General features: G+C 54.1%; 13 protein-coding genes. 10 read left to right on the top strand and 3 right to left on the bottom strand.

The window, feature by feature from the left end:
• Positions 1-69 precede the first annotated feature (69 nt).
• On the top strand, positions 70-1929 hold the full coding sequence (locus CD000_RS01430; protein WP_198962523.1) for a sensor domain-containing diguanylate cyclase: 1860 nt from the start codon (positions 70-72) through the stop codon (positions 1927-1929).
• A gap of 55 nt (positions 1930-1984) precedes the next feature.
• Here the strand turns inward: CD000_RS01430 and CD000_RS01435 are convergent, their stop codons facing one another.
• Together CD000_RS01435 and hisJ are read right to left on the bottom strand one after the other, a co-directional pair.
• On the bottom strand, positions 1985-2461 hold the full coding sequence (locus tag CD000_RS01435) for a GAF domain-containing protein (RefSeq protein WP_011232274.1): 477 nt from the start codon (positions 2459-2461) through the stop codon (positions 1985-1987).
• 92 nt (positions 2462-2553) lie between these two features.
• Complete coding sequence (gene hisJ / locus CD000_RS01440) at positions 2554-3378, bottom strand: histidinol-phosphatase HisJ (protein ID WP_011232273.1); 825 nt, start codon at positions 3376-3378, stop codon at positions 2554-2556.
• Between the two features lie 195 nt (positions 3379-3573).
• On the opposite strand from hisJ, the gene ezrA reads away from it, so the two are divergent.
• The 5 genes from ezrA to mbcS all read left to right on the top strand — a co-directional run bounded on the left by ezrA (position 3574) and on the right by mbcS (position 10037).
• Entirely contained in the window at positions 3574-5277 is a 1704-nt protein-coding gene (gene ezrA, locus CD000_RS01445) for a septation ring formation regulator EzrA (RefSeq protein WP_011232272.1), read from the top strand.
• Positions 5278-5655: 378 nt separating this feature from the next.
• Positions 5656-6801 (top strand): cysteine desulfurase family protein, encoded by a 1146-nt coding sequence (locus CD000_RS01450; protein ID WP_011232270.1) that lies wholly within the window; start codon positions 5656-5658, stop codon positions 6799-6801.
• A 4-nt stretch (positions 6802-6805) separates the two neighbouring features.
• Positions 6806-8011 (top strand): tRNA uracil 4-sulfurtransferase ThiI, encoded by a 1206-nt coding sequence (thiI, locus tag CD000_RS01455; protein WP_096226212.1) that lies wholly within the window; start codon positions 6806-6808, stop codon positions 8009-8011.
• A gap of 81 nt (positions 8012-8092) precedes the next feature.
• Positions 8093-8296, top strand: a complete 204-nt coding sequence (locus tag CD000_RS01460) for an alpha/beta-type small acid-soluble spore protein (protein WP_011232268.1) — start codon at positions 8093-8095, stop codon at positions 8294-8296.
• A 148-nt stretch (positions 8297-8444) separates the two neighbouring features.
• Positions 8445-10037, top strand: a complete 1593-nt coding sequence (gene mbcS / locus CD000_RS01465; RefSeq protein ID WP_096224720.1) for an acyl-CoA synthetase MbcS — start codon at positions 8445-8447, stop codon at positions 10035-10037.
• 163 nt (positions 10038-10200) lie between these two features.
• Here the strand turns inward: mbcS and CD000_RS01470 are convergent, their stop codons facing one another.
• The gene (locus CD000_RS01470) at positions 10201-11004 is read right to left on the bottom strand and encodes an NAD kinase (RefSeq protein WP_096224721.1); all 804 of its coding nucleotides are present in this window, start codon (positions 11002-11004) and stop codon (positions 10201-10203) included.
• 110 nt (positions 11005-11114) lie between these two features.
• Between CD000_RS01470 and sppA the strand changes: the two genes are divergently transcribed.
• The 4 genes from sppA to ytfJ all read left to right on the top strand — a co-directional run bounded on the left by sppA (position 11115) and on the right by ytfJ (position 13883).
• A complete protein-coding gene (gene sppA / locus CD000_RS01475; RefSeq protein ID WP_096224722.1) occupies positions 11115-12122 on the top strand; it encodes a signal peptide peptidase SppA in 1008 nt (335 codons plus the stop codon).
• Between the two features lie 12 nt (positions 12123-12134).
• Positions 12135-12608, top strand: a complete 474-nt coding sequence (locus tag CD000_RS01480) for an RDD family protein (protein ID WP_096224723.1) — start codon at positions 12135-12137, stop codon at positions 12606-12608.
• Positions 12609-12717: 109 nt separating this feature from the next.
• On the top strand, positions 12718-13407 hold the full coding sequence (locus CD000_RS01485) for a DUF2953 domain-containing protein (RefSeq protein ID WP_096224724.1): 690 nt from the start codon (positions 12718-12720) through the stop codon (positions 13405-13407).
• Between the two features lie 11 nt (positions 13408-13418).
• Positions 13419-13883 (top strand): GerW family sporulation protein, encoded by a 465-nt coding sequence (gene ytfJ / locus CD000_RS01490; RefSeq protein ID WP_013144472.1) that lies wholly within the window; start codon positions 13419-13421, stop codon positions 13881-13883.
• Positions 13884-13991 lie beyond the last annotated feature (108 nt).

The following is a 13991-nucleotide window of genomic DNA, read 5'->3' on the forward strand; positions in this document are numbered from 1 at the left end:
TGTATGATATAATAAAAGATGCAATTTTTAGAAAAAATTTGTCATCCCATTCTCTCATTTGGAATGATGATGCCGGTTTGGGTGGAAAAGGCGATGAACAAGGAAGAAATAAAGCGGTATGAATCATTTAAACAAAAATTTTTCCACTGGTTTTTAGCGTTTCAGGACGATGGGCCGTTTTCGGCGGCGGCGGGCGAGTTGCTCGCGCTGCTAAAAGAAGAGCTGGCGCTCGAGCAAGCCGTTTTTTATTTGTACGACCCGGTGCGGGCTGCCTTTTATCCGGAAGCGGCCGCGGTTGGGACGCCGGACGCTGGGCCGATCGCGGCTGATGGAGAGCGGAAAGTCGCTGTTGTCGATACCGGTGGGCCGCATATGGCGGCCCGGCTCTTTTTCATGCTTTCCGATGAGACGCCGGCGATGGTCGAGCTGATGTATCGAAAAGATGGCGGTTTTGACGAGCGGTTGTTGTGGGAGATCCGGACGGATTTGGCGCGATTGTTTCGGAAACTTAGCGCGGTGCTGCAAGGAGAGGGCGAAGAGAAACGGTATGGACAGCTGCATCACTTTGCCGCAAAAATTCATTCCTCGATGCATATCGATGTTGTGCTTGAAGAAATTATCCGCACGCTGCAAAACATCTATCCATCATTCACCTACCACCTTCTGTTGTCGCATGACAACCATCTGCGCGGAAATTTGCCGATTAAAACGCTTGTATTGGATGAAAGGGAAAAACAGACGGCGGCGTTGCGGGCGTTTTTGACTGGACAAGTGCAATGCGAGGAGATGGAGGCGCCGCCGCGCTCGGTGCTGTACGCCCCGATTAAAGGGGTGCAGGCGGTGTATGGGGTGATTGAAATTATCGCCCCATACGCTGCGCCATTTCCAAAACGAGAGATTCATTTTATTTCGCTGCTGGCGAGCACGGCTGGAAGCGCGCTTGAGAACGCCAAGTTGTATGAACAGTCGCGCCGGCTTGTCGCCGATTTGCAGCTGATCAACGACACAATGCGCCAATTGAACGCCCGGCCGCGGCTTCATGAAGCCATTGAGTACATGGTATCGCAAATCCAACAATCGTTCGGCGCGGATGAAGTCGGTTTTTTCTTGTTTGCCGACGGCAAGCGGGAGCTTTTGCCAGGCAGCACGCCGTTTTTTTTCGACCATCGGTCCGAGCCCTATATCGAATGGGTGGAAAAGCGGCGCCAAAGCGGAAATGACATTTTATTTGCCGGTGATGTATGCGTGTCCGCTTTCGGTTCGTTTCGTTCCATCATGGCGGCGCCGATGCAGCAAAACAAGGAAACGAAGGGACTGTGCATTGCGCTCGCCAGCGAGCCATACCGATTTACGTTTGAGATGTTTAAGCTCTTGGAATCCCTCGTTCAACATTCAACGCTGGCGTTTATGAACGCGATGCTGCGCGAAGAGCTCGAGAAGATGGTAGTCACCGATTATTTGACAAAGCTGCATACGCGCCGTTACTTGGACGAGGTGATCCAAACATCCATGGGATCCGATGCATTCGGGGCGCTCATTTTGTTTGACATTGACAACTTTAAGCAAATCAACGATGTGTACGGCCATCAAACGGGCGATGGGGTGCTCGTCCAAGTGGCTGAGACGGTGCGCGCCAACATTCGCGATGGCGATGTGGCGGCGCGTTGGGGCGGGGAAGAGCTGGCGGTGTATTTGCCGAAAGTGCCGCTGTCTGACGCCATTTCGATTGCCCGCCGCATCACAGAAAAAGTCAGAGAACAAACGATTCCGACGGTGACCGTTTCGTGCGGCGTGTCATGGTGGGAGCGCCAAGGCTGCGAGGATGCAAAACAGCTGTTCAAACGAGCCGACGCCGCGCTTTATATGGCAAAAGAGACGGGAAAAAACTGCATTTTTGTGCACGATGACTGTCATTTGTATAAGGTGTAAAAAAAAGGAATCCGAGCAAGCGGATTCCTTCTTCGCGCTTGGTGCGCTTTTTTCGTCAGGCGGAAATGAGCACGCTGGCAAACTGCTCCAAGTAGCGGCGGTCGATGTCATCGAAGCGGTTTTTCACCGGGCTGTCGATGTCAAGAACGCCGATGACGCGGTCGTCTTTGATGAGCGGCACGACGATTTCCGATTGAGACGCCGCATCGCAGGCGATATGGCCCGGGAATTGGTGAACGTCTGGAACGACCACCGTCCGCCGTTTGGCGGCCGCCGTGCCGCACACCCCTTTGCCGAACGGAATGCGCACGCATGCCGGCAAGCCTTGGAACGGGCCAAGCACAAGCTCCTCGCCGTCTGCGAGATAAAAACCGACCCAATTGATGTCGGTGAAAAACTGGTTGAGCAAGGCGGCTGCGTTCGCCAAGTTGGCGATGAAGTTGGGTTCCCCGGAAATGAGCGATTTCAGCTGTTCGATGACGAGCGCGTAATTTTCTTCGCGTGTTCCGTTGTAAGCCATGGGACGAAACACAGAACTAGCCTCCTTTTTCATCATGGTTGGAGCAGGACTCTGGCCTCAACATCCAGCAGGATGCAAGCAGGGAAATGGCTGATTCGCCTATTTTATGACGGCTGCGGGCGGTTGTCAACCGAAAGCGCCTCGCGGTCCATCCTCTCCCGTCCTTGGTGCAAGTCGGCGGCGCGATGGGCGTCGGATCCGTAGACGATTGGGATGCCCCGCCGCCGCGCCTCGGCGATCACGCCGCCCGGCGGATACGGCTCAAGGCAGAGCGGTTTGGCGGCGCCGGCGCCGTTGTAGTCCAATTCATAGCCGAACTGCTTAATGTCATCGAGAATGGCAACAATCCACTCATCCATTGGTTCCAAGCATGGGAAACGGCGTTGGAACTTGCGCACAAGCGTCATATGGCCGATGCGTCTCGGTTTGTAGCGGCCAAGCTCCGTGCGGATCGATTGCAGCACCGTTTCGTAGTAGGCGCGGTGGACGCGTTCGACCGATCCGAACAAGCGGACGATGTCGGCGAACATATCTTCGCTGTAATCAAGGCATACATATTGCCCTTCGTGGGCCAAAAAGTGAACCGATAAAATGCTGTCGTCAAGCAGCGGGCCGACCTCGTCGAGCAGGCGGGTTGTTTCTTCCTCAAAGCCAGGAATAAAATCGACTTCGAGCCCGACACGGATGGCAATGTCGTTTCGGTAGCGGGCTTTCACCTCAGCGACGGCGTGCAAATAGCGCTCAAGCTGGCTAAGCTTCATCGAACAGTCCTGGTTGGGCGTTGGATCGATAAACCGCTCAGGAAGCGGGGCATGCTCCGTAAAGGAAATGTCGGTATAGCCCAGTTCGATCGCGCGCTCTACATAGGCCTCAAGCGGATCTTGGCTTCCGTGCGGACAAAACGGCGTATGAATATGCCCGTCGCGCATGATCGATTTTCCTCCTTTCTTCCTTATGTATCATAGCAAAAATAGTGAAGATTCTTGTAAAAAAAATAAAAATTTTGGTCAAAAAATGTCGTTAACATGGTATCATAAAAACATTGAAAAACATATATTTTTGCCTTCTCCGCTATTTTCGTTTGTTCGATAGAAGTAGCTTGAATGCAAGGAGGGCATCAGCGGATGGGAATGGCATGGATCGTTCTGCTCCTCGGAGCGGGGGCAATCATATATAATCATGTGTACCGGAAACGGATGTACCGGGAAATCGATCGGCTCGAGGAATGGAAAATCAACTTGATGAACCGGCCGGTGCCGGATGAGCTGGCGAAAGTGAAACAGCTGAATATGACAGGGGAGACGGAGCAGCTGTTTGAACGATGGCGCCAGCAATGGGATGACATTGTGGCAGTGAAGCTGCCGAATGTGGAAGAACAGCTGTTTGACGCGGAGCGGCTGCTCGACAAATACCGCTACCGGCAGGCGCGCCGGCTGCTTGGGCAGATCGCCGACGGATTGCGTCGTCTTGAGGAAGAAGTGCATGAAATCATTCATGAAGTGAATGAGTTGATCGGCAGCGAGGAACAAAGCCGGGCGGAGATCGAGGAGCTGCGTGCGGCTCACCGGGAAGCGAAAAAGGCGCTGCTTGCTTACCGTTATACGTTCGGTTCGGCTGCCGACTTGCTTGACGTCCGTTTAACGGAAGCGGAAAAGCAGTTTCAGCGGTTTGCCGAATTGACGGAAGCCGGCAACTATTTGGCGGCGCGCGATGTGGTTCTGACACTGAAGGAAGAGCTCGGCCGGCTCACAGCCATGATGGAAGAAATTCCCAAACTTCTTGGCGAATGCCAAACGTCGTTGCCAGCTCAGCTCGCTGAGTTGGCTGATGGCTATCGAGAGATGGAAGAGCGCGGATACATCCTTGACCATTTGCACATGGAGCGCACGCTTCAGGAAAAACGGGAAAAAATCGAGCAATGTCTGGCCATGATCCATGAGCTGCGCATCGAAGAAGCGAAGCAGATTGTCGCTGAGCTGAAAGAAGAGATCGACGCGCTCTACGATTTGCTCGAAAACGAAGTGCTCGCGCATCAATATGTGCAAACGGAAATGCCGCGCCTCAGCGGCATGCTTCAGGAGCTCGCCGCCGAGGCGAAGGAAACCGAGGCCGAGGCGCTGTTCGTCCAGCAAAGCTACCATTTGGCGCCAAGCGACCTCGAAAAGTACCGGAGCATCGAAAAGCAGCTGCACCAGTTGCAAAAGCGGTTTTTTCTCATTCAAGACCGCGTTGCCGAGGCGAAAACAGCGTATTCGCTCCTGAAAGAGGAGCTTGAGCAGCTTGTGTCTCAGATCGACCTCATGAAGGAAGAGCATGAACAGTTTCGAACGATGCTGCAGACGCTGCGCAAAGACGAATTGATCGCCCGCGAAAAGCTTGACGGCATGAGAAAAACATTGGCCGAGGCGCTCCGCCTTGTGCAAAAAAGCCGGCTGCCGGGGCTGCCTGAACCGTATGCGCTTGAATTGGCGGAAGCGAGACGCAGCTTGCAAGCCGTTGCCGCGCGTCTTGAAGAAAAGCCGCTTGACATGCCGGCGGTCGACCAAGCGTTGGAGGAGGCGAAAGCGGCTGTGGAACGGTTGTATGAGCGGACGGTGGAAATGATCGAACAGGCGACGCTGGCGGAGCGGACGATTCAATACGGCAACCGCTACCGCCGCCGCTATCCAGCGGTCCGCAAAGGGCTGGAAGAAGCCGAATTTTTATTTCGCCATTATGATTATGAGGAGGCGCTCCGGCAGGCGGTGGCGGCCGTTGAAGAAGTCGAGCCGGGCGCGTTTGACCGTGTGCAGAAATTATGGCAGGAGGATAACAGCCGCGAACAGTGATAAACCACCCGATCACGAGTATTGATTATCCATTATTTTACCTAAAAAACACAGAATCATATGGCTGAACACAAGCTTTTCTGCCTCTTCCCTCGAACAAGAACGCCGCCCGGAATATCTTGAATGAGGGGCTTCGTTTGCTGTCTTCGTAAGGCAGCCAAACCGTGGGACGCACGGGGATGGCTTGGCTGACAGCCTGCCGTGGGGCGGGTGTTCCCAAGAATCTCCCACCTCTAAGCGCAGGTGGGAGATTGTTCAATGGGTTTTTGGTGAATAATGTAAATGACGGTGTGTTTTCGTTGTCGATTGGCGCCTGTTTTGGTTAAGATGGACGATGTACAGCGATATTTTGCCGACAATGAGCGGAGGATGGAAGCGATGATTTATCTTGACAACAGTGCGACGACCAAACCATTTCCCGAGGTGATCGATTCGTTCGTCGCCGTCGCAACGAACTATTTTGCCAATCCGTCGTCGCTCCATGGGCTGGGCATGAAGGCGGAGCGGCTTTTGGCGCAGGCGCGTGAACAAATCGCCGCCATGCTGCGCGTTAAGCCGAACGAAATCGTTTTTACCTCCGGCGGAACGGAGGCGAACAATTTCGCCATCAAAGGGGTCGCCTGGCAATATCAGCGGCGCGGCCGGCATATCATTACGACGAAAATCGAGCATCCGTCTGTCGCTGAACCGTGCCGCCAGCTTGAGGAGCTTGGTTTTGAGGTGACGTACTTGCCGGTCGACCGCGAAGGAAGGGTATCGGTTGAGCAAGTGGAACGCGCGCTGCGCGACGATACGATTCTCGTGTCGGTCATGCACGTCAATAACGAAGTTGGCACGGTGCAGCCGATCGAAGAAATCGGCGCCCTCTTGTCCCGCTATCCGAAAACATTGTTTCACGTCGATCGGGTGCAAGGGATCAGCAAAGTGCCGCTCGACTTGAAGCAAGCCGGTGTCGATTTATGCACGATATCGGCGCATAAATTTCACGGATTGCGCGGCGCCGGCTTGCTTTACGTCCGTGAAGGCGTCCGCTTGGCGCCGTTGATTGCCGGCGGCGGGCAGGAGCGGCAGCTTCGGTCCGGAACGGAAAATGTCGCCGCCATCGTCGCGATGGCGAAGGCGCTTCGCTTGGCGCTCGAGCGCTACGAGCGGGACATCGGCCGGCTTCAAGCATTGAAAGACGAGTGGCTTGAAGCGCTCTTGGCGATTCCAGACATCGAGATCAACACGCCGCGCGATGGCGCCGCTCCTCATATCATCAACTTTTCGTTAAAGCGCGGCGTGAAGCCGGAAGTGTTTGTTCACGAACTGGAAAAAAGCGGAATCTACGTTTCGACGACGTCAGCCTGTTCATCGAAAAAAAAGGCGCCGAGCAAGACGCTTTTGGCCATGGGGCTTGGTGAAGACCGAGCCGAGCGCGGCATTCGCATCAGCTTGTCGTTTGACAACAGCCGGGAAGAAATCGCGCCGGCGGTGGCAGCGATCAAGCAGGCGATCAAAACATTAAGCGAGGTAACGGAATAAGATGATGAACTATGACCGCATTTTGATCCGCTACGGAGAAATGACGACGAAAGGAAAAAATCGGAACATCTTCGTCCGGCGTCTTAAAAACAACATTGCCCGTAAACTGCAGGCGTTCGAGCGGATTCAGATTGAATATATGCGCGACCGAATGTACATTTTATTAAACGGCGAGCCGCATGAACCGATCATCGAAAAGCTGAAAACCGTTTTTGGCATTCATTCGTTCAGCCTGGCGATGAAGTGCGAAAACGATCTGGACGCCATTAAGGGAACGGCGCTCGCCGCCGTCCGCCAGCTCCCATACAAAGGAAAAACGTTTAAAGTGAGCGCCCGCCGCGTCGATAAGCAGTTTCCGTATCGAAGCGACGAGCTGAACTACGAGGTGGGGGCGCATATTTTGCGGCAGACGGACGGGCTTAGGGTCAACGTGCGCGAGCCGGATATTGACGTGCGCATTGAAGTGCGCCAAGACGGGACATATGTCACGTGCCGCGACATTTTCGGCGCCGGCGGCCTGCCGGTCGGAACGAGCGGCAAGGCGATGCTCATGCTCTCCGGCGGCATCGACAGCCCGGTTGCTGGTTATTTGGCGATGAAGCGCGGTTTGGAAATCGAGGCCGTCCACTTTTTCAGCCCGCCGTTTACAAGCGAACGGGCGAAGCAAAAAGTGATTGACCTCGTGCGCAAGTTGACGACATACGGCGGGAGAATCAAGCTTCACATCGTGCCGTTTACGGAAGTGCAGCAAGCCATTTATCAAGGAGTTCCGAACGAGTACTCGCTCATTTCCACTCGGCGGGCGATGCTTAGGATCACCGACGCGCTGCGCCGCCGCCAGCGGGCGTTGGCGATTGTCACAGGCGAAAGCCTCGGCCAAGTCGCGAGCCAGACGCTAGAAAGCATGTACGTGATCAATGAGGTGACCAATACCCCGATTTTGCGCCCGCTTGTTTCGATGGATAAACTTGAAATTATCGAGCTGGCGAAGCAAATCGGCACACATGATATTTCCATTCTTCCGTATGAAGACTGTTGCACCATTTTTACGCCAAGAGCGCCGAAAACGAAGCCAAAAAAAGAAAAAGTGTTCCATTATGAGAGCCAGCTCGACCTCGCTCCGCTTCTGGAAAAGGCAGTCAATGACACAGAAACGCTCGTCATTGATGAAGAAACAGGGCAGGGCGATGAGCTTGCCGAGCTGTTTTGAATCTCAAAATTTACCAAAAAGCATCGCTGCATATCGCCATCTGTTTTCACACATTCTATAGGTACAAGGAGGTGAAAACAGATGGCACGCAACAACAGCAATCAACTGCTTGTTCCGGGTGCGCAACAAGCGCTGGAGCAAATGAAATATGAGATCGCTCAAGAATTTGGCGTGAACTTAGGCGCTGACACGACTTCGCGCGCCAACGGTTCGGTCGGCGGCGAGATCACGAAACGTCTCGTAGCCATGGCGCAGCAACAATTGGGCGGCGCACGCCAATTCTAATTTCATAATGATGGCTTACTGATGGCTTACGCGGCGGGGGCATTCCCCGCCGCTTTCATATGAGAAAAACGGTATTCAAAATAGAACGACTATTTTGTATAATAGAGATACCGGCCAAGGCGAAACAAGACAGAGGGGGAGAGGAACGATGAGGCGGGAAGACTTGATTGCTCCCGAGCGCTACAATTTAACATCGGAAATGGAACGACATGCGGCCGCCGACCCGGACCGGATCGCGTTGAAATGGGAGAGCGAGCAAGGCGAAACGAAAGAGATTACATACGGCCGCTTGATGGCGCGCGCCAACCAAATTGGAAACGCTTTCTTATCGCATGGGCTCGAAAAAGGCGATAAAGTGCTCGTCATGATGCCGCGCCTCATTGAAACATACGAAGTGTATATAGGGGCGCTCAAAGCCGGGCTTGTCGTCATCCCAAGCTCGGAGATGCTGCGGACAAAGGATTTGCAATATCGGCTCGTCCATAGCGAAGCGAAAGCTGTTGTCGCTTATGCGCCGTATACGGACGAATTTGCGCCGATTGACGGCATCGAACGTTTGACGAAGTTCGTCATCGGGGAACCCCGGGACGGATGGATTCCGCTTGAAGACGCCATGGCCAAAGAGAGCGAAACGCTCGAGGCGGCGGATACCTCGCGCGATGATATGGCGTTTTTGTCGTACACATCCGGCACGACCGGCAATCCGAAAGGGGTCGTCCATTGCCATGGTTGGGCGTACGCCCACTTGCGCACGGCTGCGAAAAACTGGCTGTGCATTGAAGAAGGCGACCTCGTTTGGGCGACGGCCGGACCGGGATGGCAAAAATGGATTTGGAGCCCGTTTTTATCGGTGCTCGGCTCGGGGGCGACCGGTTTCGTCTACTACGGCCGCTTTGAGCCGGAAACATATTTGCAGCTATTGGAAAAATACAACATCAATGTGCTGTGCTGCACGCCAACCGAGTATCGTTTGATGGCGAAAGTGCCGGACATCGGCCGCTATCATCTATCTCATTTGCACAGCGCCGTGTCCGCCGGAGAGCCGCTCAACCGCGAAGTGATCGACACGTTTGCCAAGCATTTCGGCGTCGAAGTGCGCGACGGCTACGGCCAGACAGAAAACACGCTGCTTGTCGGCGTCATGAAAGGAATGCCCATCAAGCCGGGTTCGATGGGGAAACCGACGCCAGGCAACCGCGTCGAAATTATCGATGAAAACGGCGAGCCGTGCCCGCCCAGACAAGTCGGCGACATCGCCGTCCATATCGAAACGCCGGCGCTGTTTAAGTATTATTACAAAGATCCGGAGCGGACAGCGATGCAGTTCCGCGGCGACTACTACATTACGGGAGACAAAGCGCGCAAAGACGAAGACGGCTATTTCTGGTTTGAAGGCCGCGGGGATGACATCATCATCAGCGCCGGCTATACGATCGGCCCGTTTGAAGTCGAAGACGCGCTTGTCAAGCACCCAGCCGTAAAAGAGTGCGCCGTCGTCGCCAGTCCGGATGAAGTGCGCGGCCATGTTGTCAAAGCGTTTGTCGTGCTGCGCGACGGGGTCGACAAAGACGATCCGTCTCTGATTCCGGCCCTGCAAGAACATGTGAAACAGTTGACGGCGCCGTACAAATACCCGCGCAAAATCGAGTTTGTCGACGATTTGCCGAAAACGGCGTCCGGAAAAATCCGCCGCGTCGAGCTGCGCGAGCGGGAAGCCCGCCTTGCCGGCCGGTCGTTGTAAGCAGAAAGAGCCGATTGAGCTGGCCGTTGCCAGAAGCGGAGCGATGTCCGCACAGCGGCCAAACAAGAGGGTGTCTCGTTGCGAGACACCCTCTTGCCGCATGCGCGTCGAACGGATTCGCCATTTTAGATCCGGTGTTTCGCCGGGAGAACAGACACACGCTTCACAAAAAGACGCGTTTCACTTTATCCCAGAACGAATTGTCTTTTAGGCGCACCGTTTTGACCACCCGGTCGCTTAAACGAATGTCAATCCGCTCAATATGCTGGATGCTGAGCGCTTCATTGTCGAGGCCGATGATTGGAAAATGGCTTGTTTCTTCCGACATTTTCAGCGTCAACGTCCGCGAGCCGCTCAAAATGAACGGCGAGCCGAGCGTCCGATAGCGGTTGCTGTTGAGCGAGGCGAGTTCGCTCACTTGAAAGCACGGCAAGAGCGGATCGACGACCGCTCCGTGCACCGATTTATTGTAGCCGGTGCTGCCGGTCGGCGTCGAGACGATAATGCCGTCGCCGCGGAACGTCTCAAAATGCAAATCGTCGATGAACACGTCGACCGCCATCGTTTTAATGATTTGCGAGCGGATCGAACATTCGTTTAAGCAGAAAAACGAAGCCGCGCCGTCGATCGTCACTTCGATGATTGGGTAGCGCCGCACTTCGAGTTTCCAATTTTTCACCGCTTCCACCATATGATCGATGTCATCAATATGGAAATCGCAGTAAAACCCGCGCGCCGGCAAGACGGACACGCCGACGTACAAACGGTCAGGAAGAAATCCCGTCTGCCGGACCGCCTGCAAAAATGCGCCGTCGTCGCCGATGCTGACAATGATGTTCGCTTCCCGATAGTCGTCGACAACGACAAACGGCCCGCGCTCAGCCCATTCGATGAGCGGTTTCACTCGCCGGACGAGTTCATCGTCGCGCTTATAAAAAAAATAAAGGCGGTTGCGTTCGGTATCCATATTTTGCATCCTCCTAGTAGCGTCGAATCTTGAACCGATGTACAATGAATATTGTACCACATTTGCCACGATTCTAAAAATATGGCAGCCGATGCAAAGGGGGGAAGATGATGAATCGAAAACGATGGACGGCGTTGGCCATCGCCGCCGCCTTGTTTGTGATCTCCGTGCTTGTTCAGGCGGTTGGCGTTCTTTTGTCCGACAAGGAGGGCGGCTGGTCGGAAAGGTGGCTGGCGCTCATGGAGTCGCCATTTAGCGAAGAAGTCATCGCCGAGGGCGACCCGTTGAAAAAAATCGCAGTGTTGGAAGTGAACGGAGTGATTCAAGATGCGGGGGAAGCGGAGTCGTTTCTTTCCTCATCACAGTACAATCACCAAACGTTTTTGCAAATGATCAAACAGGCGAAGGAAGATCGAGACGTCAAAGCGATCATCTTGCGCATTAATTCGCCGGGCGGTGGTGTCGCGGAAAGCGCGGAAATTTACGATCAGCTGATGAAGCTGAAAAAGAAGACGAACAAGCCGATTTATGTATCGATGGGGACCATGGCCGCCTCGGGCGGTTACTATATCGCAGCGGCCGGCGATAAAATTTTCGCCAGCCCGGAGACGATCACCGGCTCCATCGGCGTCATCATGCAAAGCGTCAACTATGAAGGGCTGGCAAAGAAGTACGGCGTGGAGCTTGTCACGATCAAAAGCGGGCCGTACAAAGACATCATGAATCCGGTGCGCAAAATGACCGAAGCGGAACGGGAGATTTTGCAGCGGCTGATCAATGATTCGTATGATGCGTTTGTTGATGTGGTAGCCAAAGGGAGAAAGCTGCCGGAAGACACGGTGCGCAAGCTGGCGGACGGCCGCATTTATGACGGGCGACAGGCGAAGGAGCTCCGCCTTGTCGACGAGTTCGGCTACTTGGATGACGCGATCGCTGCGCTCAAAAAAGAGCATCATTTGACCGGCGCTCAAGTCGTAAAATACGTGAACGATGCGCCGTGGAGCTCTCTCTTTGAGATGGTGTCGAACCGGATGAAGCCGGACAGCGAGGCGGCCGGGCTCATCCGCCTGTTGTCGCGCCCTTCCTCGCCGCGGCTTATGTATTTATACGCCGAATAAAGGAGTGGAAACATGACGGACATGCAAATAACGGCGACGCTGGCGGATCATCATCTCCCGCCGGCAGAGCGCCCCCTCTGCTACGGCGGCTTTTGGCTTCGTTTTTGGGCGTATTGCCTTGATGTCATTGTTGTCTCGAGCCTCAACCGGCTCATCGTTTGGCCGCTTTTTCGCCTGTTCGATTGGCCGCTTGCGCAGGACGGTTTGTTCGCGCCAGCGACGGTCGCGGCCGCCGTCGTCTTTTACACCTATTTCGTGTTGATGACGAAAGCGTTTGGGCAGACGCTTGGCAAAATGGTGTTCGGCTTAAAAGTGGTCGATGAGCGCGGCGAGCCGCTCACCTGGCTGACCGTGTTGTTTCGCGAAGTCGTCGGCAAATTCATCGCGAAAAAATTGCTGTTCATCGGTTTTTTGTTTGTTGCGTTTTCCGAAAAGAAAAAAGGGATGCATGACCAGTTCGCGGATACGATCGTCGTCCGCGAGTAACAATCCGCCTGCATCAAGAACAGAACGTCAACCAATGTCCGCCTGCCGAAACGGCAGGTTTATTTTTTTTCCAGATGGCGACAATGTATGATGAAAGGGAGGGCGGACATTGAAAGCAGTCATCGCGGTCATCGCAACGGTTGTTCTTTTGCTTCTTCTCGTCGCCTGGATGAAAGTATCGGTGACGGTCGTGTTTCGCCATGTGAAAGACGACGATGAATGCAAAATCGTGGTGCGCACGCTGTTTGGCCTCCTCCGCTATACTGTCCGCATTCCGTTCATCAAGCTGGACATGGATCCGGATGCGCCGGGAGTGGCGTTTCTCCAGAAAAAAGGAGTGGAGGGAACGCGCGGGAAGGAGGAAAAGAAAAGGAAATTGACCCTAAAAAAAATCGCTGACCTGTTTCGACAGCTGAAACGGTTTCTCGAGCAAGTCGTCGACTTGCATGAAATTATGAAACAATTTTGTCGCCACGTGACGATTACGAAATGGGAGTGGAAAACGAGAATCGGCACCGGCGACGCCGCGTCAACCGGCTTGCTCGTGGGGCTTGGCTGGTCGCTGAAATACATGATCATCGGCGCGGCGAGCCGCTATATGAACATGAAAACAACTCCGGCTGTCGTCATCGTTCCGGCCTACGATCGGGCCGCTTCGGAAACGGTGTTTTTATGTATGATTCAGTTTCGAATCGGGCATGCTATGGTAGCAGGATTGCGAGTGGTCAAACATTGGCGCGGACGGCGGCTGCCAAAGCGAAACCCATTGGCGGCCAAGCAGGCAAATGAAGGCTACTAGGAGGAATGACGATGACGAACCATCCGATTCAAGGGCTGATGACAACAGCGATGGAAAACTTAAAACAAATGATCGACGTCAATACGATTATCGGCGACCCGGTGGAGACGCCTGACGGCAGTGTCATTTTGACCGTTTCGAAAGTCGGGTTTGGCTTTGCCGCCGGCGGCAGCGAGTTTATGCTTGACGGTCAACAAAATGGCCACCAAGGGGCGCAAGCCGACGGGAACGGGCAGGCCCAAGGGAACGGACATCCGTTTGGCGGCGGCAGCGGCGGCGGCGTCTCGATTACGCCGATTGCGTTTCTCGTCGTCAACTCATCCGGGGTGAAGCTGCTCCATTTGGATGAAAGCACGCACTTATACGAAAAAATTCTCGATGTCGCGCCGCAGGCGTTTGAGAAGATTCAGGCGATGCTGAAGAAAAACAAGAAAGACGGCGCCGCAGGCCAAAAAGCAGACGACTTTGACATTTAGCCGGACCGTTGGCGTCCGGCCTTTTGTTTGTCTGCTGTCATGAACGGACAAAATCGTTGAAAAATTCCGTTCCGCGTTTTAGTATGGAAGTAGTACATATTTTTTCTA

Source organism: Geobacillus sp. FJAT-46040 (assembly GCF_002335725.1).
Classification (GTDB): domain Bacteria; phylum Bacillota; class Bacilli; order Bacillales; family Anoxybacillaceae; genus Geobacillus; species Geobacillus thermoleovorans.